The 25278-nt window shown below is 61.4% G+C and carries 17 protein-coding genes; 13 read left to right on the top strand and 4 right to left on the bottom strand.

What is annotated here, in order from left to right:
• Window positions 1-30: 30 nt before the first annotated feature.
• The 3 genes from O9K64_RS05885 to O9K64_RS05875 form a co-directional block, all read right to left on the bottom strand.
• Window positions 31-3792: a nitrate reductase subunit alpha gene (locus tag O9K64_RS05885; RefSeq protein ID WP_275097144.1), complete on the bottom strand. Its 3762-nt coding sequence runs from the start codon at window positions 3790-3792 to the stop codon at window positions 31-33.
• A 162-nt stretch (window positions 3793-3954) separates the two neighbouring features.
• A complete protein-coding gene (locus tag O9K64_RS05880; protein WP_275097143.1) occupies window positions 3955-5559 on the bottom strand; it encodes an antiporter in 1605 nt (534 codons plus the stop codon).
• A 59-nt stretch (window positions 5560-5618) separates the two neighbouring features.
• On the bottom strand, window positions 5619-7058 hold the full coding sequence (locus O9K64_RS05875) for an MFS transporter (protein ID WP_275097142.1): 1440 nt from the start codon (window positions 7056-7058) through the stop codon (window positions 5619-5621).
• A gap of 351 nt (window positions 7059-7409) precedes the next feature.
• Between O9K64_RS05875 and O9K64_RS05870 the strand changes: the two genes are divergently transcribed.
• Both O9K64_RS05870 and narL read left to right on the top strand, forming a co-directional pair.
• Window positions 7410-9320 (top strand): histidine kinase, encoded by a 1911-nt coding sequence (locus O9K64_RS05870; protein ID WP_275097141.1) that lies wholly within the window; start codon window positions 7410-7412, stop codon window positions 9318-9320.
• An 8-nt stretch (window positions 9321-9328) separates the two neighbouring features.
• A complete protein-coding gene (narL, locus tag O9K64_RS05865) occupies window positions 9329-9970 on the top strand; it encodes a two-component system response regulator NarL (protein WP_335342241.1) in 642 nt (213 codons plus the stop codon).
• Between the two features lie 290 nt (window positions 9971-10260).
• Here narL and O9K64_RS05860 read toward each other — a convergent pair whose 3' ends face one another.
• Window positions 10261-11145 (bottom strand): LysR family transcriptional regulator, encoded by an 885-nt coding sequence (locus tag O9K64_RS05860; RefSeq protein WP_275097139.1) that lies wholly within the window; start codon window positions 11143-11145, stop codon window positions 10261-10263.
• Window positions 11146-11596: 451 nt separating this feature from the next.
• Here O9K64_RS05860 and leuC point away from each other — a divergent pair, with 451 nt between their 5' ends.
• The 11 genes from leuC to accD all read left to right on the top strand — a co-directional run bounded on the left by leuC (window position 11597) and on the right by accD (window position 25265).
• Window positions 11597-13000 carry a 3-isopropylmalate dehydratase large subunit gene (gene leuC / locus O9K64_RS05855; protein WP_275097138.1) on the top strand — a complete coding sequence of 468 codons (1404 nt, stop codon included), beginning with the start codon at window positions 11597-11599 and terminating at the stop codon, window positions 12998-13000.
• Window positions 13000-13644: a 3-isopropylmalate dehydratase small subunit gene (gene leuD / locus O9K64_RS05850; RefSeq protein ID WP_275097137.1), complete on the top strand. Its 645-nt coding sequence runs from the start codon at window positions 13000-13002 to the stop codon at window positions 13642-13644. Before leuC ends, leuD begins: the two co-directional genes overlap by 1 nt.
• Window positions 13645-13730: 86 nt before the next feature.
• On the top strand, window positions 13731-14813 hold the full coding sequence (gene leuB / locus O9K64_RS05845; protein WP_275097136.1) for a 3-isopropylmalate dehydrogenase: 1083 nt from the start codon (window positions 13731-13733) through the stop codon (window positions 14811-14813).
• 48 nt (window positions 14814-14861) lie between these two features.
• Window positions 14862-15977 carry an aspartate-semialdehyde dehydrogenase gene (gene asd / locus O9K64_RS05840; protein ID WP_275097135.1) on the top strand — a complete coding sequence of 372 codons (1116 nt, stop codon included), beginning with the start codon at window positions 14862-14864 and terminating at the stop codon, window positions 15975-15977.
• A 653-nt stretch (window positions 15978-16630) separates the two neighbouring features.
• Complete coding sequence (locus O9K64_RS05835) at window positions 16631-17656, top strand: aspartate-semialdehyde dehydrogenase (protein WP_275097134.1); 1026 nt, start codon at window positions 16631-16633, stop codon at window positions 17654-17656.
• 101 nt (window positions 17657-17757) lie between these two features.
• On the top strand, window positions 17758-20703 hold the full coding sequence (locus tag O9K64_RS05830; RefSeq protein ID WP_275097133.1) for a FimV/HubP family polar landmark protein: 2946 nt from the start codon (window positions 17758-17760) through the stop codon (window positions 20701-20703).
• A gap of 88 nt (window positions 20704-20791) precedes the next feature.
• On the top strand, window positions 20792-21568 hold the full coding sequence (gene truA / locus O9K64_RS05825) for a tRNA pseudouridine(38-40) synthase TruA (protein WP_275097132.1): 777 nt from the start codon (window positions 20792-20794) through the stop codon (window positions 21566-21568).
• Between the two features lie 99 nt (window positions 21569-21667).
• Window positions 21668-22300, top strand: a complete 633-nt coding sequence (locus O9K64_RS05820; protein WP_275097131.1) for a phosphoribosylanthranilate isomerase — start codon at window positions 21668-21670, stop codon at window positions 22298-22300.
• 10 nt (window positions 22301-22310) lie between these two features.
• On the top strand, window positions 22311-23495 hold the full coding sequence (gene trpB, locus O9K64_RS05815) for a tryptophan synthase subunit beta (RefSeq protein WP_275097214.1): 1185 nt from the start codon (window positions 22311-22313) through the stop codon (window positions 23493-23495).
• Window positions 23492-24298, top strand: coding sequence for a tryptophan synthase subunit alpha (gene trpA, locus O9K64_RS05810; protein WP_275097130.1), 807 nt, complete (start codon window positions 23492-23494; stop codon window positions 24296-24298). Before trpB ends, trpA begins: the two co-directional genes overlap by 4 nt.
• 64 nt (window positions 24299-24362) lie before the next feature.
• Window positions 24363-25265, top strand: a complete 903-nt coding sequence (gene accD, locus O9K64_RS05805) for an acetyl-CoA carboxylase, carboxyltransferase subunit beta (protein ID WP_275097129.1) — start codon at window positions 24363-24365, stop codon at window positions 25263-25265.
• Window positions 25266-25278: the final 13 nt, after the last annotated feature.

Here is a 25278-nt window from a genome sequence, read left to right as displayed (position 1 = left end):
TCGCCACCCTGCAGGTTGCGATTCACAGACTCAGTTGTTGATTCCCTCAGGATTCAGTTGAGCCTCGCGTTCCGGTGTCAGATCACCTTCCATCCAGTTCACATCGGCATCTTCGATCTTGTGCACGATGACGTTCTCGTCGCGCTGGCTGCCCACGGTCCCGTAGTAGTTGAAGGCGTAGGAGAGCTGTGCGTAACCGCCGATCATGTTGGTCGGTTTCATCACCACCTTGGTCACACTGTTGAGAATGCCGCCGCGTTTACCGGTGGTGTTGGAACCCGGTACGTTCACGTTCTTCTCCTGGGCGTGATACATGATCGCCATGCCCTTGGGTACGCGCTGGCTGACCACGACGCGGGCCACGGTGGCGCCGTTGGCGTTGACCGCCTCGACCCAGTCGTTGTCCCGGATGCCGATGCTCCTGGCCTCGTCCTCGTTCAGCCAGAAGTAGGGGCCGCCACGGAACAGGGTCAGCATGCGCAGGTTGTCCTGGTAGGAGGAGTGGATACCCCACTTGGAGTGCGGGGTGATCCAGTTCAGCGTCAGGCTCTTCTTGCCTTCCAGCTTCTTCGCCAGTTCCTTCGGCAGGTTCTTGTGCGCACCCAGGTCCTGTGGCGGACGGAAGCAGCAGAGACCCTCGCCGAAGTCCAGCATCCACTCGTGATCGAGATAGAACGAGGCACGTCCGGTCAGGGTACGGAACGGGATGTGCTCGTGGATGTTGGTGTAACAGGCGTTGTAGCTCACCTCCTCGGACTCGATGCCGGACCAGGTCGGCGCGGTGATGATCTTGCGCGGCTGGGCGACGATATCGTGATAGCGGATCTTCTCCTCGTGACGGCCTTCGTACAGATGTTTGTGGCTGATGCCGGTCTTCCTGGACAGCGCGGACCAGGACTTGTGGGCCACCTCGCCGTTGGTCTCCGGCGCCATGTGCAGCACCGTGTCACACACCTGCACATCCTCCAGCAGTGAAGGACGGCCCTTGGAGATGCCCTCCTCGGTGATTATGCCGTTGAGCTCCTTCAACTGGTCGATTTCCAGGTCGGTGTTCCAGTCGATACCCTTGATGTTGTTGCCCAGCTTGTTCATCAGCGGGCCCACCGAGGTGTACTTCTTGTAGGTGTTGGGGTAATCGCGCTCCACCACCTTGAACAGCGGGGCGGTCTTGCCCGGGATCAGGTCACACTCGCCGCGTTTCCAGTCCTTGACCTCGCCATAGGGCTGGGCCAGGGCCTGCGGGGAGTCGTGCTGCATCGGCAGGGCGACCACGTCCTTTACGGTGCCCAGGTGCTTCTCGGCGATCTCGGAGAACTTCTTGGCGATCTTCATGAAGATCTGCCAGTCCGACTTGGACTCGAATGCCGGATCGACCGCCTTGCCCAGTGGATGCACGAACGGGTGCATGTCGGTGGTGTTCAGGTCGGCCTTCTCGTACCAGGTGGCAGTCGGCAGGATGATGTCCGAGTAGGCACCGGTGGAGTTGAGGCGGAAGTTGATGTCCACCATCAGATCCAGCTTGCCGACCGGCGCCTTTTCACGCCACTTGATCTCCTTGCAGCTGGCCCCTTCGGTGCCCTCCTGCATCACGCCGTTCTGGGCGCCCAGCAGGTGCTTGAGGAAATACTCATGGCCCTTGGCGGAACAGCCGATCAGGTTGGCGCGCCAGACGAACAGGTTGCGCGGATGATTCTCCTCGGCATCGATATCCTCGATGGAGAAGGCCATGTCGCCGCTCTTCAACTGCTCTGCCATGTACTGGGACACGCCGGCCTCGTCGGTGGCGCCGGCCGCTTCCGCCGCCTTGACGATCTCCAGCGGGTTCTTGTTGAAGTGCGGCGACGAGGGCAGCCAGCCGAGACGCTGGGAGACGACGTTGTAGTCACCGATCTGGTAACCGCGATACTTGGCGGTGGCAGTGGAGCCAAGGATGTTGTCGGCCTCGACCTTCTCATAGCGCCACTGGTCGGTATGGAAATACCAGTAGGTGGTGCTGTTCATGTGACGTGGCGGACGGTGCCAGTCGAGGGCGAAGGCGATCGGTGCCCAGCCTGCTTGCGGACGCAGTTTCTCCTGACCCACATAGTGCGCCCAGCCGCCACCGGACTGACCCACGCAGCCACAGATGTGCAGGATGTTCATGATACTGCGGTAGCCCAGGTCGTTGTGGTACCAGTGGTTGATGGCGGCACCCATGATGACCATGGATTTGCCACGGGTCTTGGAGGCGTTCTCGGCAAACTCGCGGCCGGTACGGATCAGGTCGGCGGTCTTGATGCCGGTGACCCTGGAGCCCCAGGCCGGGGTGTAGGGTACGCTCGCGTCCTCGTAGGAGGTGGCCAGGTTGTCGCCCAGGCCACGGTCGATACCGTACTGGGAGACCATCAGGTCGAACACGGAGGTGACGAACACTTCCTCACCGGAGGCCAGCTTCAGCTTGCGCACCGGGATGTTGCGCAGCAGGGTGTCATCCTCGCCTTCGGTGAAGTGGGGGAAGGCCACGCTGACCACGTCGTCACGGCTGTTGATGCAGGTGAGTTCGGCCTCGATATCCGCCTGGTCGGCGGCGTTCTTCGGCAGCAGGTTCCACTTGCCTTCCTCGCCCCAGCGGAATCCGACCGAGCCGTTGGGCACCACATAGGCCTTGCTGACCTCGTCATAGACCACGGTCTTCCACTCGGGATTGTTGGACTCGCCCATGTTGTTGTCGAAGTCGGTGGCGCGCAGGAAACGACCGGAGACATAACGGTCGCCGTCCTTGCGCAGCATCACCTGCATCGGCATGTCGGTATAGGTGCGCACATACTCGCTGAAGTAGGGGTCCTGCTTCTTGATGTGGAATTCATTCAGCGCCACATGGCCCATGGCCATGAAGGCGGCGGAGTCGGTGCCCTGTTTTACCGGCATCCAGAGATCGGCGAACTTGACGAACTCGGCGTAGTCCGGGGCCATGGAGACCACCTTGGTGCCGTTGTAACGGGACTCGATGGCGAAGTGGGCGTCCGGGGTCCGGGTCATCGGCAGGTTGGCGCCGCAGATGATGATGTACTTGGAGTTGTACCAGTCGGCCGCTTCCGGCACGTCGGTCTGCTCGCCCCACACCTGGGGAGAGGCGGCGGGGAGGTCACAGTACCAGTCGTAGAAGGAGCCGCAGGCGCCGCCGATCAGCGACAGGTAGCGGGAACCGGCCGCGTAGCTGATCATGGACATGGCGGGGATGGGCGAGAAACCGTAGATGCGGTCCGGACCCCATTTCTTGATGGTGTAGACGTTGGCCGCGGCGATGATCTCGGTCAGCTCTTCCCAGCTGGAACGGACGAAGCCGCCCAGGCCGCGTACGGCGGTGTAGCTCTTGCGTTTGGCGGGGTCCTGCTGGATCGCTTCCCAGGCTTCCACCGGGTCCTTGCCGCTTTTGCGCTCGCTGCGGTAGAGATCGATCAGACGGCCGCGCACCAGCGGATACTTGATGCGGTGCGGGCTGTACAGATACCAGGAGAAGGAGGCGCCGCGCTGACAGCCACGGGGTTCGTGGTTGGGCAGGTCGGGCCGGGTCTCCGGGTAATCGGTCTGCTGCATCTCATAGGCAACCAGACCATTCTTGACAAAGATTTTCCACGAGCAACCACCGGTACAGTTTACCCCGTGGGTGGAGCGGACCACCTTGTCGTGGCGCCAGCGGTTACGATAGGTATCTTCCCACTGGCGATCCTCGTTAGTCACTATACCGTGGCCCTTGGAGAAGGTCCCCTGGACCTTCTTGAAAAACCGCAGGCGGTCAAGAAAGTGGCTCATTGTGTATCTCCTCTAAGCATGTTTTTCACAACGTGCTATTAAACAAAACAGTGTTAAGTTGGAGCAGGCCCTGGCTGGGGGGTAAGTATCCGCATGAGCAAAGCACGTGTGGATAAGCGGGCCTGCTCCAGACCCTTTCAACTCGGGTGATCAGCCACCGGATCAGGGGTTGTCGTACTCCCGTTTCGGACCCAGGTAGTACCACCAGTTGATGGCCAGACAGACCAGATAGAAGATGGCGAAGCCATACAGGGCGTACTCGGGGGTGGCGGCCTTGATCTGTTCACCAAACAACTGTGGGATCAGGAAGGCGCCGTAGGCGGCGACCGCCGAAGTCCAGCCCAGTACGGGTCCGGTCTGTTCCTTGTTGAACACCATGGCGATGGTGCGGAAGGTGGAGCCGTTACCGATGCCGGTGGCGGCAAACAGGATCAAAAACAGCACCAGGAAGGGGATGAAGAAATCTTCCGGGGTGGCTGAGGCATAGGCGGCCTGCAGGAAGTAGGCGACACCAAAGGCGCTGCCAATCATCACAATGGATACCCACTGGGTCACCTTGGCTCCGCCCATCTTATCGGCAATCCAGCCGCCGACGGGACGCAAAAGGGCGCCGATAAAGGGTCCCATCCAGGCGTACATCAGCGCGGAGGGACCGTTGGCATTGACCGTGTCATGGGTCAGCACGCCATTCACCAGCAGATGCTGGTAACCGAATACCACCTTGATCGCCAGGGCGAAACCGGCGGAGTAGCCGATGAAACTGCCGAAGGTCATGGTGTAGATGACACTCATGATCCAGGTGTGCTTGTTGCTGAAGATCTTGAACTGACGCTGCAGATTCGGCTTGATGTCGCCGGGGATCAGCTTCATCAACATCACGGTACCGAACAGGATACCGGCGATCACCGGCCACTTGGCCCAGCCCGGCGCGCCCAGTCCGGTCGGTGCCGGCAGGATGATATAGAGACCGATGGCGGCGGTGAGGAAACCGATCAGCAGCATGCCGGTAATCTTGCCCATGGCGCCCAGTGGAGAGCCGATGTGCGGAGAGACATGCTCGGTACGGATGTTGTGCATGCCGAACCAGCCAGCAAAGGCCAGCGGAATCAGCAACAACAGCCAGACATAACCGCCGTTGTGAATATAGCTCTCGGTACCGGCCGGAATCTTGCCGATCAGGGTGCCGGAGGTGTTCTCCAGGATCATCGGTTCACCGCCGAAGATACCGAAGGTCATCACCAGCGGGATCAGGACCTGCATGGTGGTGACGCCGAAGTTACCCAGGCCCGCGTTCAGACCCAGCGCCAGACCCTGTTGACGTTTGGGAAAGAAGAAGCTGATGTTGGACATGGAGGAGGCGAAGTTGCCGCCGCCGAAGCCGGAGAGGAAGGCCAGGGCCTGAAAGATCCACAGCGGGGTCTCCTTGTCCTGCAAGGCGATGCCGGCACCGATGGCCGGTAACATCAACAAGGCCGTGGTAAAGAAGATGGTGTTTCGGCCACCGGCAATACGGATGAAGAAGCTGCTGGGGATGCGCAGCGTGGCGCCGGTCAGGCCGGCGATGGCGGCCAGGGTGAACAGTTCCGATTTGGCGAACGGGAAGCCGAGGTTGAGCATCTGCACGGTGATGATGCCCCAGTACAGCCAGACGGCAAAGCCGCACAGCAGGCTGGGGATCGAGATCCAGAGGTTGCGGTTGGCAACCCGCTTGCCCTCCGACTCCCAGAACTGGGAGTCTTCCACATCCCATTTTTGTAAATCAGCCATAATTGCCTCTCTATTTTGATTGTTACTGCTTCAATCGTGGTGTTTTTTCACTCTTGTCACTACTCAAGCGTATCCACAGCGGCCGCCTTCAGCTGACGCATGCGCATGTCGTCCGCCTCCAGCCTCGCGCGTTGTTTCGATTCGGAATACCTGGCGATCAGCTCTTCCAGCAGGTGCGCCTGCTCAACCGCGGCCTTGGCGGCGGCGTACTCTTCCGGGCATTCGTGGGATTTCACATACTCATCCACCGCATGCCCCTTGGCGATCTCCATATCCTGTTCCTGATGCTCCCGGGCGAAGGTGTAATGCATCCAGATCAACGAGACGCAGGTGGCGCCGTAGAGCAGCATGAAGACGGTGGAGTTGACCCCGGTGATATCCTTCATGGCGCCGAACATGATGGGCAGCAGGAAGCCGCCCATGCCGCCGGCCAGGCCGACGATGCCGGAGATGACGCCGATGTTCTCGGGATACTCGTCGGAGAGAAACTTGAACACCGACGCCTTGCCGAAGCCCCAGGCGATGCCGACGATGAACAGCAGCACGGTGAACACCCAGACGTTCAGGCCGAGATCGTAGGTGACCGGGCCGTTGAGGGTCTTGATGGTGACGGCGGTCTGCGGATAGGACATGAAGAACAGGCAGACCCAGGAGATCCACATCACCCACCAGGTCACCTTGTAGGCGCCGTACTTGTCGGAGAACCAGCCGCCGAGGGCGCGGATCACCCCGGAGGGGAGCACGAAAATGGCGGCCAGCAGGGCGGCGGTGGTGAGATCGAATCCATACTCGTTGATGTAGTACTTGGTCATCCACAGGGAGAGGCCGACAAAGCCGCCGAAGACCAGGGAGTAGTACTGGCAGTATTTCCACACTTTGGGGTCTTTCAGTACGGCCAGCTGCTCTTTTATGGTGATGGTCTTGGCGACCTTGTGGTCGGGGTCCTCGTAGGTGAACATCCAGAACAGGATCACCACCACGCCCATGGCGACGGCGTAGACCTTGGGGACCATGGTCCAGCCATAGGCGACCACCAGGGAGGGGGCGACGAACTTGGTCAGCGCCGCGCCGGCGTTCCCCGCGCCGAAGATACCCATGGCGAAGCCCTGCTTCTCCTTGGTGAACCAGCGGGCGGTGTAGGCGATGCCGACCGAGAAGGAGGCGCCGGCGATACCGACAAACAGGCCCAGCACCAGGAACTGCCAATACTGGGTGGCGCTGCCGATGAACCAGAGCGGGAGGATCGTGGCGCACATCAGGATGAAGTAGACGATGCGGCCGCCGAACCGGTCGGTGAGCATGCCGACCGGCAGCCGCACCAGGGAGCCGGTCAAAATGGGCGTGGCGATCAGCAGGCCGAACTGGGTATCGTTCAGGGTGAGCAGCTGTTTGATCGGGATGCCGATGATGGAGAACATCACCCAGACCGCGAAGCAGGCAGTGAAGGCGATGGTATTCATGCTCAGTACGGATATTGCTTTTCTTTGCTGACTAGCCATGTTTTCAATACCTGTCACTATCAAATTTATTTGGCAAATTATTGAGAAGAAACAGCCCGCTCGTTGGTGTGTGGGATGCAGTCTATACCCATAAAATGGTTGTGGAAGTGGGGTGGTCGGCCGCTCGGAGGTCGGGGATGCCACTAAAGAGGTAGTGGGGGTAGAGGTTTTAAGTGCATGTAAATAAAGGGAAAAATAACTTCCCAATGGGCAGTGGCCAGCGGGATGTAAACCCTGCAAAGATTAAGGTGGTACTGCTAAAGACCTTGCCTCTACCACCCCTGCTCGGGATAAGATCCCCGCATGGCACCCCGTTTCAAAAATTCCATAGTCCTGCGCATGGGGATCTCCATGGGATCCATCATCCTGCTTGGTTTTGTCACCATGCTGGGATCGATCATCATCGAAGAGAAGACCCAGGGTCATGCAGCGGCGGTCAATCAGGCCGGCAGCCTGCGCATGCAGTCCTATCGCATCGCCACCCGGCTGGTCTACCAGTCGGATATCGATCCCGAGACCTACTGGAAGCTGACCAACCAACTGGTGCAGGAGTTTGAGGAGCGGCTGCGCAGCCCCCGCCTGATCGGTATCCTGCCAGCCAACCCGGAACATAAGCTGACCCGGGCCTACAACCGGATCAATCAGCAGTGGCACAAGAAGATCAAGCCGGTGCTGACGGTCTATGTCAGTCTGATGGCACCAAGCAAGAGTACCCTGATGCCGCCGCACGAGATCGGCGATCCGCTCTGGGCCACCACCCAGCAGAACATACGCGAGCGCTACGTCTCCATCGTCGACCGCTTTGTCGGCGATATCGATAAGCTGGTTCGGCTGCTGGAAGAGGGGACCGAGTCGAACATCCAGTGGCTGCGGATCATTCAGCTCAACTCGCTGTTCCTGACCCTGGCGGCGGTGTTCTACACCATGTATCTGGTACAGGCAGCGGTGTTGCCGCCGCTGCGTGACCTGCTGCGTTTTGCCCAGCATGCGCGGCGCGGTGATTTCACGGTGCGGGTCAAACACGAGCAGGGCGATGAACTGGGCCAGCTGGGCCGCGCCTTCAACGGCATGGCGGACGACCTGTCCAAGATGTATGCCGACCTGGAGAAACGGGTGCGGGAAAAGACCGCCGACCTGGAACGCAGCAACCGCTCGCTGGAGCTGCTGTACAAGACCACCCACCGCCTCAGCGACACCCATATATCACCGCAGATGTACGAAGAGCTGCTCAAGGATATCGAGAAGGTGGTCGGCTTCGGTCCCGGAAATATCTGCCTGGCCAAATCGATGGGCGGCGAGGTGTTCACCCTGGCCTCCAGCAATCTGTCGGGGACGACCGTCTGCAACAAGGAGGAGTGCCTGACCTGCATGAACCAGCAGGGGACCCAGATCAAGGAGTGGCGTGAGTCCGACCTGACGGTGCGGCGGGTGTTGTCGATACCGATTCGGGATCAGGATGAGCAGCATGGCATCCTGTTCATCGCCATCCCCGAGGGTACCCTGCTTAAGGTGTGGCAAAAACAGCTGCTGGAGGCGGTGGCGGACCACATCGGCGCGGCCATCAGCGTGGCCTACCGCACCACCTACAACCGGCGGCTGGCACTTTACGAGGAGCGGGGGGTGATCGCCCGCGAGTTGCACGACTCCCTGGCCCAGTCGCTCTCCTATCTGAAGATTCAGGTGAGTCGCCTGGACATGGCACTGAAGCAGTCCCGCGATGAACAGACCATCCAGGGCGTAGTGCAGGAGATCCGCGAGAGCCTGAGCAGTGCTTACCGGCAGCTGCGCGAGTTATTGACCACCTTCCGCCTGAAGGTGGATGGCCGGGGCCTGCGCCAGGCGTTGGAGGATGCGGTTGACGAGTTCAATGGTCGCAGCGATATCGATATCCGGCTCGATTGCAATCTGCAGGGACTGCAACTGAGCGAGAACCAGGAGATCCATGTGCTGCAGGTGATACGCGAGGCGCTCTCCAACGTGATCCGCCACTCCGGCGCCACGACGGCACAGGTGACTTTGACGGGCGGGGAGGATGAGCCGATCCGGGTGAGCGTGGTGGATGACGGCCATGGTATCCCGGACTCGCCCGAACGCTCCCGCCATTACGGCCTGGCGATCATGGATGAGCGGGTCAGGAGCCTGGACGGTACGCTGACGATCGAGCCGTTGCCGGAGCACGGGACCCGGGTGGTATTCGAATTCATGGCCTCGAAAAAAGACCATGAGACAATAGATGAGAAGGTGGATACCATAGAGTTATGAATAAGGCGATGCCGATTTCTATCATGATTATTGACGATCATCCGCTGTTCCGGAAAGGGCTGGGGGATCTGATCGGTATGGACCCGGAGCTGTGCCTGGTGGCCGAGGCCTCCTCGGGAGAGGAGGGACTGACCCGGGCCCTGGAACTTAAACCGGAACTGATTCTGCTCGACCTCAACATGAAGGGGATGGATGGTCTGCAGACCCTCAAGGCGCTGAAGCAGACCGATCTGGAGAGCTATGTGGTGATGCTGACCGTCTCCAATAGCGAGAGTGATGTCACGGCGGCACTGCGCCTGGGCGCCGATGGCTATCTGTTGAAGGATATGGAGCCGGAGAATGTCCTGGAACAGATCCAGATCGCCGCCTCCGGCCGGCTGGCGATCACCGACAGCCTGACCGAACTGCTGGCCCGGGCACTGCGCGAGGATGCCCGTCCCCGCTCACCCAGCGAGGCGGGCCTGACCCCGCGGGAAGAGGAGATCCTGGAGCTGATCGCCAGCGGCATGAGCAACAAGCAGATCGCCCGGGAACTGGATATCGCCGAGGGTACCATCAAGGTGCACGTCAAACACCTGTTGAAGAAACTCAACCTGCGCACCCGGCTGGAAGCGGCGGTCTGGTGTACCAAGAACAGCCCGGCGGGGTGAAGAAGTTTGAAGTTTGAAGGGTGAACTGAAGCAACCCTGATTTTGGTCTTCAGATCGTAGGATGCGGTGAGTGAAGCGAACCGCATCAGGACACTGGCGCCGTTTTCAGTGGGGGTTGGTGCGGTTCGCAAGCTCACCGGCACCCTACTTCCGAAAGGGGGTGACCCGCTCGACGTTTGGCACTGAACCGGTACTGGGAGTAAAACGGCTCGTCAATGCCGAGCGCCCACATTCAGGATTGCTTCGTGAAGGGTGAAATCGTACATTTCTTTTCTTTCATACTTCAAACTTCACCCGTCAAACTTCAAACTTTCCAAACAGGCCTCCACCATCGCCCGGGCGGCATTCGAGATTGAACGGTTGGTGTGGGTCACCGCCCCCAGGGTGCGGCTCAGCCGCGGTTCCGCGATATCCAGCACCTTCAGCTCGGGGTCATGGGTCATGCTCTCCGGCAGCAGGCTCCAGCCGAGTCCAATGGAGACCATCATCTTCAGGGTCTCGAAATAGTTGGTGGCCATGCCGACCTTCAGACTGAGCCCGAGCGGCCGCAGGGCCTGTTCCAGGATGCCCCGGGTGTAGGTGCCCTCGGCCACCAGCACCGCCTGGTACTCGACCAGATCGGCCAATGAAACCAGCGGCCGGGCGGCCAGGGGATGCTCTTTCGCTACCACGAAGAGCAGCGGGTCGTGCCAGATGGGCTGGGTGGTCAGGTTGGTGATCGGTTCCGTGGGCAGGGTGACAATGGCCAGCTCCAGATCGCCCTGCAGCACCGCACCACAGGCCGTCTCCGAATCCATGAAGCGGATATCCAGCTGAACTTCGGGATAGCGCCGGCTGTAGCGTTTGAGCGCCGGCGGCAGGCGCCGCAGGCCGATATGATGGCTGGTGCCCATGATCAGCCGGCCGCCCACCTCGCCGGCGAGATTGGCGATGCTGCGACGGATGTCCTCCAGCTCGTAGATCATCCGCCGGGCCCGGGGCAGCAACTGCCGGCCCGCCTCGGTCAGGCTGATCTTGCGGCTGATGCGGTCGAACAGGCGGGTATTCAGCTCCTCTTCCAGGGCGGCCACCCGTTTGCTCACCGCCGGCTGGGTCAGGTGCAACTGCTCGGCGGCGAGGGAGAAGGAGGCGCTCTCCGCCACCGCCAGAAAGGCCTTCAATGCATTAATATCCATCACAGTATCCTACGGGTTGTGTTTGATTCCTCATTCCCACGCTCTGAGACTGTGAAAGTATTCGGGCTGATCAACGCGGCAAAAAAATTGACCGCCTGAGAAGCCCGTAGAGAGGCGATCGCCACCTCGGGAAGGGTTTGGGTACCCCCCTTTTCGCGTCATTTGGCAATTCTTTCACAGTCTCTCTGCGTGGAAATGCATGCTGCCGTGCCCCGAGTGCGCGCCGTAACCTGGCGTTTGACGACCGCGGACGCGTTGGGTTAAGCGGCGCCCGGGCTTTGTCGTGGCCTGCATGGGCGGTGCCTGTGCGCCGCTAACCCAACCTACAGGTTCCGGTCCCGGCCTAGAAAACAATATATTCCTTAAAGGAATTATAAACATAAAAAAGATGAATTTGTTTTATATTTAATCGGGGTTTATCCTTTCGGCTCCATTCACAGGTGGCAGAACGATGAGCGCAAAAACTCTCTACGACAAGATCTGGCAGGAGCACGTGGTGCGGACCGACGCGGACGGCACCACGCTCCTTTATATTGACCGGCAACTGGTGCACGAGGTGACCTCGCCCCAGGCCTTCGAGGGCCTGCGGCTGGCCGGGCGCAAGCCCTGGCGCACCAGTGCCACCATCGCAACCCCCGACCACAACGTGCCGACCCTGGGCCGGGCTCAGGGTATCGACGATCCGATCGCACGTCTGCAGGTGGAGACCCTGGATCGCAACTGCGAGGAGTTCGGTATCACCGAATTCGGCATGTCCGATGTCCGTCAGGGCGTGGTGCATGTGATGGGCGCGGAACAGGCGCTGATCCTGCCCGGTATGACCGTGGTCTGCGGCGATTCCCACACCGCCACCCACGGCGCCTTCGGTGCCCTGGCGTTCGGTATCGGCACCTCCGAGGTGGAGCATGTGCTGGCGACCCAGACCCTGATCCAGAAGAAATCCAAGTCGATGCTGGTGAGCGTCGACGGCCAGGTCGGTCCCGGCGTCACCGCCAAGGATATCGTGCTCAAGATCATCGGTGTCCTGGGCACCGCCGGCGGCACCGGCTATGTGATTGAATTCGGTGGCGAGGCGATCCGCGCCCTGAGCATGGAGGGGCGCCTGACGGTCTGCAACATGGCCATCGAGGCGGGCGCTCGCGCCGGCTTCGTGGCGGTGGATGACACCACCCTCGACTATCTCAAGGGTCGCCCCTATGCGCCGAAGGGCGAGCAGTGGGCGCAGGCCGAGGCCGCCTGGCGCGGACTGCAATCCGATGCGGGGGCGGAATTCGACGCCGTGGTGCATATCGATGCCGCGGCAATACAGCCCCAGGTGACCTGGGGCACCTCGCCGGAGATGGTGCTGCCGGTGGATGGCATCGTGCCCGATCCGGACCAGGAAAAAGATCCCACCAAGGCCGACGGCATGCGCCGCGCCTTGCAGTACATGGGGCTGGAAGCCGGCACCCCGCTGGTGGATATCCGCCCGGATCATGTGTTTATCGGTTCCTGCACCAACGGCCGGATCGAGGACCTGCGGGCCGCGGCCGAGGTGGCCAGGGGCCGCAAGGTGGCGCCCAATATCGTGCAGGCGCTGGTGGTGCCGGGCACCGGCCTGGTCAAGCAGCAGGCGGAAGCCGAGGGCCTGGACAAGATCTTCATCGAGGCCGGTTTTGAATGGCGCGAGCCCGGTTGTTCCATGTGCCTGGCGATGAATGCCGACCGGCTCAAGCCGGGTGAGCGCTGCGCCTCCACCTCGAACCGCAACTTCGAGGGGCGCCAGGGGCAGGGCGGACGCACCCACCTGGTGAGTCCGGCCATGGCCGCCGCAGCGGCCGTGATGGGTCATTTTGTTGATGTGAGGGGGCTCTGATGGAAGCTTTTAATACCTTTACCGGTGTGGTGGCCCCGCTGGACCGCTCCAATGTGGATACCGACGCCATTATTCCCAAGCAGTTTCTCAAGTCGATCAAGCGTACCGGCTTCGGTCCCTACCTGTTCGACGAGTGGCGCTACCTGGATCACGGCGAGCCCGACATGGACTGCACCCATCGGCCGTTGAACGATTCCTTCGTGCTCAATGACGCCCGCTATGCCGGCGCCCAGGTGCTGCTGGCGCGGGACAACTTCGGTTGCGGCTCGTCGCGCGAACACGCCCCCTGGGCGCTGGCCGATTACGGCTTCAAGGTGGTCCTGGCCCCCAGCTTTGCCGATATCTTTTTCAACAACTGCTTCAAGAACGGTATCCTGCCGATCCGCCTGAGCGCCAGCCAGATCGACGGCCTGTTCGCCAAGGCGACCGGGGACGAGGCGCTGAGGATCACCGTGGACCTGCAGGCCCAGACCCTGACCATGTCCGACGGTGAGGTAATCGGCTTCGAGGTGGACGAGTTCCGCAAGCAGTGCCTGCTGGAGGGGCTGGACGATATCGGTCTGACCCTGCGCCACAGCGACGAGATCGCCGCATTCGAGCAGCAGCGCCGGGAGAAGGCGCCGTGGATCTTCGGCGAGGGCTGATGGGTCTGAATCGTGCCGGGGGTCGGGGTCGATATTTCGACTCTAATTCCCGTCTGTAGAGCAACATACAACAAGGTTAAACAACAATGAGCAAAAATATTCTGGTACTGCCGGGTGACGGCATCGGTCAGGAGATCGTCGCCGAGGCGGTCAAGGTGCTGGCCTGCCTGCGTGACGACTACGGTTTGGATATCGACATGGACGAGGCACTGATCGGCGGCGTGGCCTATGACGCCGCGGGCCATCCGCTACCCGAGGCGACCCTGAACCTGGCGAAAGAGGCCGATGCGATGTTGCTGGGTGCCGTGGGCGGACCCAAGTGGGAGCCGCTGGACATCTCGGTGCGTCCGGAGAAGGGGCTGCTGGGGCTCCGCAAGGAGCTGGGACTGTTCGCCAACCTGCGTCCGGCCATCCTCTATCCGCAGCTGGCGGATGCCTCCACCCTGCGACCGGAGGTGGTCTCCGGCCTGGATATCATGATCGTGCGCGAGCTGACCGGCGGCATCTACTTCGGCCAGCCGCGCGGCGTACGGGTGTTGGAGAGCGGCGAGAAGGAGGGCTTCAATACCCTGGTCTACCGCGAGTCCGAGGTGGACCGCATCGTCCGTGTGGCCATGGACATTGCGATGAAGCGCAACAAGCGGGTCTGCTCGGTGGACAAGGCCAATGTGCTGGAGTGCACCGAGATGTGGCGCGAGGTGGCGGTCAAGGTGGGCGCCGACTATCCCGAGGTGGAACTCTCCCACATGTATGTGGACAATGCGGCCATGCAGCTGGTGCGGGCGCCAAAACAGTTCGATGTGATGGTGACGACCAACATGTTTGGCGATATCCTCTCCGATTGCGCCTCCATGCTGACCGGTTCCATCGGCATGCTCCCCTCCGCCTCGCTGGACGAGCACGGCAAGGGCATGTACGAGCCGATCCACGGCTCGGCGCCGGATATCGCCGGTCAGGGCGTGGCCAATCCCCTGGCGACCATCCTCTCGGTGGCCATGATGCTGCGCTACTCGCTGGATGAGGACAACATGGCAGAGCGGGTCGAGCGGGCGGTGAACAAGACCCTGGATCAGGGATTGCGCACCCCGGACATCTACTCCAAGGGTACGCAGAAAGTGGGTACCGAGGCGATGGGCGACGCGGTGGTCGCGGCGTTGCGAGAAGGCTAGCCGACACGCGGTTTATAACGAATTTTTGTACTTATATAGGTGGAAGCAATGAAACGGGTAGGTTTTGTCGGCTGGCGTGGTATGGTGGGCTCGGTCCTGATGGAGCGGATGCTTGCGGAGAAGGACTTCGATCTGATCGACGAGCCGGTCTTCTTTACCACTTCTCAGGTGGGACAGGAGGGACCCGACATCGGCAAGCCGATACCCGCGCTCAAGGATGCCACCCGCATCGACGAGTTGAAGGCGATGGATGCCATCGTCTCCTGCCAGGGCGGTGACTACACCAAGCAGGTCTACAAGGATCTGCGCGGCGCCGGTTGGGACGGCTACTGGATCGATGCCGCCTCCGCCCTGCGCATGGAGCAGAACAGCGTGATCATCCTCGATCCGGTCAACATGGACGTGATCCAGGGCGCCCTGGCCTCCGGGGTGAAGGACTTCATCGGCGGCAACTGCACCGTCAGCCTGATGCTGATGGCCCTGGGCGGTCTGTTCAACCGGGACCAGGTGGAGTGGGCCACCGCCATGACCTATCAGGCGGCTTCCGGTGCGGGCGCCAAGAATATGCGTGAGCTGCTGAGCCAGATGGGCGCGGCGCATGCCTCGGTAGAGGGGCTGCTGGCCGATCCTGCCTCGGCTATTCTGGGCATCGATCGGGACGTGGCGGCCGCCATGCGCAGCGAGGCGTTTCCCACCGACAACTTCGGGGTGCCGCTGGCCGGCAGCCTGATCCCCTGGATCGATACCCAACTCCCCAACGGCCAGAGCCGCGAAGAGTGGAAGGGCGGGGCCGAGACCAACAAGATCCTCGGGCGTGAGGCCAACCCGGTGCCGATCGACGGACTCTGTGTACGCATCGGTGCCATGCGTTGCCACAGCCAGGCCCTGACCATCAAGTTAAGGCAGAATCTGCCGATGGATGAGATCGAGGCTATGCTGGCGGAGGCCAACGACTGGGTCAAGGTGATCCCGAACGACCGGGAGCGCACCGTGCGCGAGCTGACACCGGCCGTGGTGACCGGGACCCTGGACGTACCGGTGGGGCGGCTGCGTAAACTGGCCATGGGTGAGGACTACCTCTCGGCATTCACCGTGGGTGATCAGTTACTCTGGGGGGCGGCGGAACCGCTGCGCCGCATGTTGCGTATCCTGCTCCAGGACTGAACGGTAATCGGTAACAGACCGGGAGTTGGCCCAGCGGCATCGACAGGCGGCTGGGTCAGCTCCCTTTTTGTTGTGGCGGGTCTAGGAGCCTGTTGGATTTAACACTGACCTACTGCGGAAAAGCCGAATTTGGCCATATTTTCCGATCTTTCTCGTTAAATAGGTCCACTATTCGCCTCGAAAGATCAAAAAATCTGGCTCAAATCGGCTTTCCCTCGCTACGGTCGGTCAAACCCGACAGGCTCCTAGTACTACTTCAATTTTGATAAAGTACGTTTGTAGGGTGGATAAGCCGGTAGGCGCATCCACCAATGCTCACGGGATGATTGGCCTGCCTTGCCGGCCTCACACGATGGCTTGCCTCCTCGAATCCGGCCCCTTTTTCAGCGCCAGCCCAAGCCGCTCCCGGCCATCCATGGCCTCCACGGCATAAGTCCATCCGTGGACAAAACTCGCTTCGCTCAAACAAGGGCAGGCTTGAATCTGAAAAAGGGGCCGAATTCGAGGCGCCACCAAGACCGACCAACAAGGCAGGCCAATCACTTACAGACCGTGTGAATAGTTACCTAACATGTTGAATTTTAATTTATATATTTGATGCAGTTTGGCCCGGTTCCCGGTTCCCGGTTAACTTTATTTGTGGGTGAGTGTTGATGACGGATAAAAAGGTGGATATCGCGGTCGTGGGCGCGACCGGGATCGTCGGCGAGACGATGCTCGCGATCCTGAAAGCGCGCCGCTTCCCCGTGGGCAAGGTCCATGCGCTGGCCAGTCAGCGCTCGGTCGGCAAGCGGGTCGCGTTCGGGGATAAGTATCTGGTGGTGCGGGATCTGGCCGGGTTCGATTTCTCCCAGGTCAGGATCGCCCTGTTTTCTGCCGGGGCGGCTGTCTCCGCCGAATATGTCCCGAAAGCGGTGGAAGCGGGTTGTATCTGCATCGATAATACTTCACAGTTCCGTCATGAATCCGATATTCCCCTGGTGGTACCGGAAGTCAATCCGGAACGGGTCGCCGATTACCGGCAGCGCGGAATCATCGCCAATCCAAACTGTTCTACCATCCAGCTGATGGTGGCCCTGAAGCCGATCCATGCCGCGGTAGGCATCGAGCGCATCAATGTCTGTACCTACCAATCCGTTTCCGGTGCCGGGCGTCGGGCGATCGAAGAGCTGGCGGGACAGACCGCGCGACTGCTCAATGGTCAGTCGATAAAGCCGCTTGTCTTTGCCAAGCAGATCGCCTTCAATGTGCTGCCCCAGATCGACGACTATATGGAAAACGACTATACCCGTGAAGAGATGAAGATGGTGTGGGAGACCCGCAAGATCCTGGGTGACGAATCGCTACGGGTCAATCCGACGGCGGTGCGGGTGCCGGTGTTTTTCGGTCACGCCGCGGCGGTGCATATCGAAACCGGGGAGAAGATCGGCGCGCAAGAGGCGCGGAACCTGCTTCTGAATTCACCCGGTATCGAGTTGCTGGATGAGTCGATCGATGGCGGATATCCCACGCCGGTGACGGAATCCGCCGGGCATGACGGTGTCTTTGTCGGACGCGTTCGTGAAGATATTTCGCATCCGCGCGGGCTCAATTTGTGGATTGTGTCTGATAATGTGAGAAAGGGTGCGGCACTTAACACAATTCAGATTGCTGAAATTTTGGAAAAAGACTATTTGTAAGCTATAGTTAGGCCACAATTATTAAGTGTATTCTATGATTTGGGTATTTGCCGGCGTTACCTGTCTGACAATTCAGGGCAGCGGGTATGGAAGGGGGAGACATGGTTCGTAAATTATCCTTGGCTATTGCCTTGGTAATCGGGATATCACCACTAAGCAGCTACGCGGTCGGACTGGGGAATATCCACCTCAACTCTGCATTGAATCAGTATTTTGATGCGGAGATTGACCTGTTGTCGGTCGATCAGGATGAGATCACCGATATCAAGGTGAATCTGGCCAGCCCCGAGGCGTTTCGCCGCTCCGGAATAGATCGTCCGTACATCCTCAGCAAGCTGCGCTTCACGGCAGAGGAGACGGCGGACGGCAAGAGCGTCATCCGCGTCTCCAGCCGCGATCCGATCCGCGAACCTTTTCTCAATTTCCTCATCGAGGTGAACTGGCCGAAAGGCAGGCTGTTACGGGAATATACCGTGCTGCTGGATCCGCCGGTCACCCTGGGGCGCCGCCCGGCACCGGTGCAGCAGGCGCCGATGCAGCGGGCTCCGGATAGCCGCATAGCGGCCCCGGCCCCGCGGGCGCCGGCACCCGCCGGCCGCTCGGCCGTTGCCCCTTCCGATGTCACCTGGGCCGGCAGTCCCGCAGTCGGCGAATATGGCCCGACCCAACGCAACGATACCCTGTGGGGTATTGCCAGTCAGGTGCGCACAGAGGGCGCCACTATGGCGCAGATGATGATCGCCCTGCAGCGGGCCAACCCGCAGGCGTTCATCAACCAGAATATCAACAACCTCAAGGTGGGGCAGGTCCTGCGTATTCCCACGGCCGATGAGGTACGGCAGCTGAGTCGACGCGAGGCGTCGATCGCCTATCGTGAGCAATTGCAGGATTGGCAGGCCGACAGCCAGCCGAGCGAAATGGCCTCGGAGGGCGCCGCTGCCGATCAGCCGATGGGCATGGAACAGCAGGCCGATGCTGCACCCGCGCCCTCAGCCGAGCTGAAGATCGCCTCAGCACGACCCAGCGGGGAGGGCGAGGCGGGCGCCAACGGAGGCGCTGGTGAAGGCGTCAGCGAGGGGGCCGGGGTGGATCAGCTGAAACAGGAGCTGATCGCCTCCGAGGAGGCCAAGGAGGCGGCGCTGCAGGAGGCGGAGGCGGTGCGCTCCCGGGTGGAGGACCTGGAGTCCCAGCTTGAAGACCTGCAGCGTCTGCTGAGTCTGAAAAATGATCAGTTGTCGCGGCTGCAGGCCGGGGTCGCGGGGAGTACCGACACCCCTGAAGAGCCCCCCCTGGTCAGTGAAGGCACGGACGGCGCAGCCGATGGCGCACCGGTGATGGCCGAGCCGGAGGCGGAGAGCGCGGCACCCGCCGAGGGTGAGACGGCGGAAGCCGATCAGCCGCCGGTCATGGAAGAGGAGCCTGCCGACACGGTCGTACCGGAGGGCGCTCCGCTTGCCGGTGGGGATGAGCCCTCCCCGGTGATGGAAGAGGAGACCCCGAAACCTGAGGTGATCGACCAGGCGCCTGTAACCGAAACCGAGCCGCAACCGGAACCGGCGGCACAGCCGGCCCCCCCGCCGGCACCCGCCGAGCCCGCCGAGGAAGACGGACTGCTGGCGATGATCGGCCAGGATACCACCCTGCTGGGTGTGGCGGTGGCCGGTATCGTGGTCCTGCTGGCACTCCTCTGGGTGGCCATCAGCCGTCGCCGTTCCCATAGTGCGGACTTCCAGGAGAGTATCCTGATCAGTACCATCGATGAGAGCGACTCCGAGCAGCTGATGGACGAGATCGGTCAGGAACCGGCATCGCATTCGACCGAGGAGACCTCATTCCTGAGCGACTTCTCGCCCAGCGATATCGATGCCCTGCAGGATGAGACCGGCGAGGTGGACCCACTGGCGGAGGCGGACGTCTATATCGCCTACGGACGCTACCAGCAGGCGGAGGAGCTGATTCGTCAGGCGATAGAGAAGTCCCCGGAGCGGACGGAACTGAAGTACAAACTGTTCGAGATCCTCTATGCGACCAAGGATAAGGATGGCTTTGTCGCCCTGGCCGAAAGCGCATCGGCGGAAGGTCTGGATCAAAGGGATCCGGCGGCCTGGGGCAAAGTGATCGCCATGGGAGCCCAATTGGCCGCCGGCCACGCCCTGTTCGCGGGGGCTGCAGCCACCTCAACGATCGACGACGAACTGAGCTCGCTGGAGGATGAACTGGGCCTGGACAACGAGCTCGACCTGGACCTGGACTCCACCGCGGTCGATCTGGCGGACCAGGAGGACGACCAGCTGGAGTCCGTCGCTGCCCTGGATATGGATGAGGGTTCCGAATTCTCAACCCTGGATGATCTGGCCGATCTGAACCTGGACAGCGAACTGCTCAAGGCCAATCTGGATGAGATCAGCACGGATCTGGGCTTTGAGCCGGAAGGCGCGGAGCCGGCGCCGGCCGCGGAAGAGGATGCGGAGATACTCTCCCTCGAAGGCGAAGAGGACCTCGCCCTGGATGCCGATACCGACCTCAATCTGGTGACGGACCGTGACACCGTGGATGAGGATACCGCGGATGGCGATCTGACCCTGAGCGAGCTGGATACGGAAGGACTGCTGGATGAGGAGAGTGCCTTCGCCATCGAGGATCCGCTGGAGAGCGCGGAAATGGATGACCTGAGGCTGGATGCCGAGTCGGAGGCCGAGCAACTGGGTGACGCGGTACTCGATTTCAGCGACCCGCTGTCGCTGGAAGGGACCGATTCGCAGATGTATGATTCGCTTGAGCTGGGCCCGGAGGATGACGAGAGGCCCCTGGAGCTGGATGAGTCCTTCTCCCTGGCTGATCTGGACCAGGAGGATGAGGACGATGTACAGCTTGAGGGAGAAGCGGGCGACCTCACCGACGAGATCAACACCAAGCTGGACCTGGCCCGCGCCTATGTCGAAATGGAAGATGCCGATGGCGCCAGAAGTATCCTTGACGAGGTGGTCAAAGAGGGCAACGAAGGGCAGCAGGCGGAGGCGCGGAAGCTGCTGGGTCAGCTCTCCTGACAGCTTTCAGCGGTAACAGACGGAAGGCGCACCCCGGTGCGCCTTCTGCTGTTTTGGCTTCTCTATGACATTCAGGAGCAGAGGCTGAATGCGTTTGGCAATGGGTATCGAGTACGACGGCTCCGCATTTCACGGCTGGCAGTTACAAAAATCCGGGGTGCGCACGGTGCAGCTGCTGCTGGAGACGGCGCTGGGCAAGGTGGCGGCCCATCCGGTGCGTACCCACTGTGCCGGCAGGACCGATACCGGGGTGCATGGCGAGGGGCAGGTGGTCCATTTTGATACGCCTGCGCTGCGCCCGCTGCGGGGTTGGCTGCTGGGGACCAACGTCAATCTGCCCGACGATGTGAATGTCAACTGGGTGCGCGAAGTGCCGGAGTCGTTCCATGCGCGGTTTTCCGCCATCAGCCGCAGTTACCGCTACGTCATACTGAATCGCCCCACCCGGTCGGCCATCTGGCGCCATCGCGCGGTGTGGATCCACCAGCCACTGGATGAGCAACGCATGCAGGTGGCGGCGACGCACCTGATGGGCACCCATGACTTCTCCTCCTATCGGGCGGTCGGCTGTCAGGCCAAGAGCCCGGTCAGAACCATCAGCCGGCTGCTGGTGCGCCGGGAGGATGACCGGGTGGTGATCGAGGTGACGGCCAACGCCTTCCTGCATCACATGGTGCGCAATATCGCCGGTGTGCTGATCAGCATCGGCAAGGGTGAACAGCCGGTGACCTGGAGTCGGGATGTGCTGGAGTTCAGGGATCGCACCCTGGGCGGAGTCACCGCCCCGCCGGAGGGGCTCTATCTGGTTCATGTCGGTTATCCCGATGAATTTGTTGCGCCTGCTGCCGTGGCTATCCAGGAGTGACGGTGGGACTGGAGAGGGCAATTTTTTTCACTGCTTTCGGTTCGTATGCGGGGTAAAATCTTCCGCATTCAGGCACTATCCTGTATCGTTATCTGTTCTATGAGAACCCGGGTCAAAATTTGTGGTATTACGCGTCCTGAAGATGCCATGGCCGCGGTCAGGGCCGGAGCGGATGCCATCGGTCTGGTCTTCTATCCGCCCAGCCCACGCGCGGTAACGGCGTCCCGGGCGGCGCAGATCATCCGCGAGCTGCCTCCCTTCGTCACCACCGTCGGACTGTTTGTGAATGCCACTGCCGAAGCGGTGGCGGAGGTGCTGGAAAACGTCCCGCTGGATCTGTTGCAGTTTCATGGAGATGAGACCGCGGCGGCCTGCGAAGGCCATGGCCGCCCCTATATCAAGGCCCTGAGGATGCGTCCGGAAGTGGATCTGCCCGCTCTGGACAGGCAGTATCGGAGCGCGGCGGGCCTGTTGCTGGACAGCTATCAGCCGGGCAAGCCCGGTGGCACGGGCGCCCCCTTCGACTGGGGACGGATACCTGAACCGATGCGGGCCCGGATCATTCTGGCGGGCGGCCTGACCCCGGACAATGTCGCGGCCGCCATTGAACGGATCGGCCCCTATGCCGTCGATGTGAGTGGTGGCGTGGAGCAGGAGAAAGGTATCAAGGATGAAGAGAAAATCAGGGCATTCATGCGAGGAGTAGAGCGTGCCAAGCGAACAACCGATTGATTTCACCCACATGCCGGATGCCCGCGGGCACTTCGGCCCCTATGGCGGCCTGTTCGTCTCCGAGACGCTGATGGAGCCGCTGCAGGAGTTGCGTGATGCCTACGAAAAATACCTGCAGGACGCCGACTTCCTGGCCGAGCTGGACGCCGACCTGGCCAACTACGTGGGACGCCCCTCGCCGGTCTATTTTGCCGAGCGGCTGAGCCGCGAGAACGGCGGGGCGCGGATCTACCTGAAACGTGAGGATCTCAACCATACCGGCGCGCACAAGGTGAACAACACCATCGGCCAGGCGCTGTTGGCCAAGCGCATGGGCAAGCGCCGCATCATAGCCGAGACCGGGGCCGGTCAGCACGGTGTGGCGACCGCCACGGTCGCGGCCCGGCTGGGACTGGAGTGCGTGGTCTATATGGGGGAGGTGGATATCGCCCGCCAGGAGGCCAACGTCTATCGTATGAAACTGCTGGGTGCCCGGGTCGAGTCGGTGTCGTCCGGCTCCAAGACCCTCAAGGATGCGCTGAATGAGGCGATGCGCGACTGGGTGACCCATATCGACAACACCTTCTACATCATCGGTACGGTCGCCGGTCCCCACCCCTATCCCGCCATGGTGCGGGATTTCCAGGCCGTGATCGGCCGCGAGGCCCGGGTGCAGATGCAGCAGCAGACCGGCGCGCTCCCCGATGCCCTGGTCGCCTGCGTCGGCGGCGGCTCCAATGCCATCGGCCTGTTCCACCCCTTCCTGAATGATGCGTCGGTCGCCATGTACGGCGTCGAGGCCGCCGGTGACGGGCTCGATTCGGGGCGCCACGCCGCACCGCTGTGTGCCGGTACCCCCGGTGTACTGCACGGCAACCGCACCTATCTGATGGAGGATCCGAACGGCCAGATCATCGAGACCCACTCCATCTCGGCCGGACTGGACTACCCGGGGGTCGGCCCCGAACACGCCTGGCTGAAGGATGTGGGACGCGTCGGCTACGTGGCCGCCACCGACGATGAGGCGCTGGCCGCGTTCCATACCCTGACCCGGGTCGAGGGGATTATCCCGGCGCTGGAGTCGAGCCACGCCGTCGCCTACGCCCTCAAGCTGGCCCGGGAGATGGATGAGCAACAGACCATTCTGGTCAATCTCTCCGGCCGGGGTGATAAGGACATGCACACCGTGGCGGCACGGGATGGATTAAAGATATGAGCAGAATCAGTGATCGTTTCAAACAGCTTGAAGAGCGGGGGCGGGTGGCGCTGATTCCGTTCGTGACCGCGGGCGATCCCGGACCTGCCGTGACGGTGCCACTGATGCACACCATGGTGGAGGCCGGTGCCGATATTATCGAACTGGGGGTGCCGTTTTCCGATCCGATGGCCGACGGGCCGGTGATCCAGCGTGCCAGCGAGCGCGCCCTGGAACAGGGTGTCTGCCTGCGGGATGTGTTGGGCATGGTGCGGAAATTCCGCGAACGGGATGAGGCCACGCCGGTGGTGCTGATGGGCTACCTCAATCCCATCGAGGTGATGGGCTACGAGGCCTTCGCCCTGGCCGCCGCGGAGGCCGGTGTCGACGGCGTGCTGACTGTGGACCTGCCGCCGGAAGAGGCGGACGATCTGCTCTCCTCCCTGCGGCCGCGGAATATCGATCCGATCTTCCTGATGGCGCCGACCACCACGGATGAGCGCATGCAGCACATCTGCGATACCGCCAGCGGATTTGTCTATTATGTGTCGGTGAAAGGGATCACCGGGGCCGGCCATCTGGCGGTGGGCGATGTCGCCGCCAAGACCGCGCAGATCCGCAAACACACCCGCCTGCCGGTAGGCGTCGGTTTTGGTATCAAGGATGCCAATACCGCCCAGGCCGTGGCCCAGGTGGCGGATGCGGTGATCGTCGGCAGCGTCCTGGTGCAACGGATTGAGGAGCTGCGCGAAACACCGGATGAGATCGCCCCGGCCATCGCCATGATCCTCTCCTCCATGCGGCAGGCGATTGATTTGATATGATGCGGACGGCTGCCGACACGGGCAGCGGTCCGCCAGGATTAAAGAGAAAAAACGGGATTTAACCATGAGTTGGTTTGAAAAATTGATGCCGAGCCGTATCCGCACGGAAGGCGGCAACAAGCGGGGCGTTCCGGAGGGGCTCTGGACCAAGTGCCCCGGTTGTGGGGCGGTCCTCTATCGCGCCGAGATGGAGCGCAACCTGGATGTCTGCCCCAAGTGCAGCCACCATAACCGGATCGGTGCGCGCAAGCGCCTGGCGGCATTCCTCGATGCGGATTCCGGGCGGGAACTGGCCGCCGATCTGTCACCCACCGATCCGCTGAAGTTCAAGGACAGTAAAAAGTACAAGGATCGCATCACCCAGGCGCAGAAGTCGTCGGGGGAGAAGGATGCGCTGATCGTCATGCAGGGTACCCTGAAGGGGCTGGACGTGGTCTCGGCGGCCTTTGAGTTCAGCTTCATGGGCGGTTCCATGGGCTCCGTGGTGGGTGAAAAGTTCGTTCGGGGGGTGAACGTGTGCCTGGAGCAGCGTATCCCCTTCATCTGTTTCTCGGCCAGTGGCGGTGCGCGTATGCAGGAGTCGCTCTTCTCCCTGATGCAGATGGCCAAAACCAGTGCCGCACTGCAGAAGATGCGCCAACAGGGCGTCCCCTATGTCTCGGTGATGACCGACCCCACCACCGGCGGCGTCTCCGCCAGCTTCGCCATGCTGGGCGATCTGAATGTGGCCGAGCCCAATGCCCTTATCGGCTTCGCCGGTCCCCGGGTGATTGAGCAGACCGTACGCGAAACCCTGCCCGAGGGGTTCCAGCGTAGTGAGTTCCTGCTGGAGCACGGTACCCTGGATATGATCATCGACCGGCGCGATATGCGCGACAAGCTGGCCGGCCTGCTGAGTATCCTGACCCATCAGCCCAAACCGGCCGTCGCGGGCGAAGTCGAAATCCCCGCCATTACGGAGGAGTAGACGGCGCGGATTT

Source organism: Sedimenticola hydrogenitrophicus (genome assembly GCF_029017505.1).
GTDB lineage: Bacteria > Pseudomonadota > Gammaproteobacteria > Chromatiales > Chromatiaceae > Sedimenticola > Sedimenticola hydrogenitrophicus_A.
This window is presented reverse-complemented; position numbering and strand designations above follow the sequence as displayed.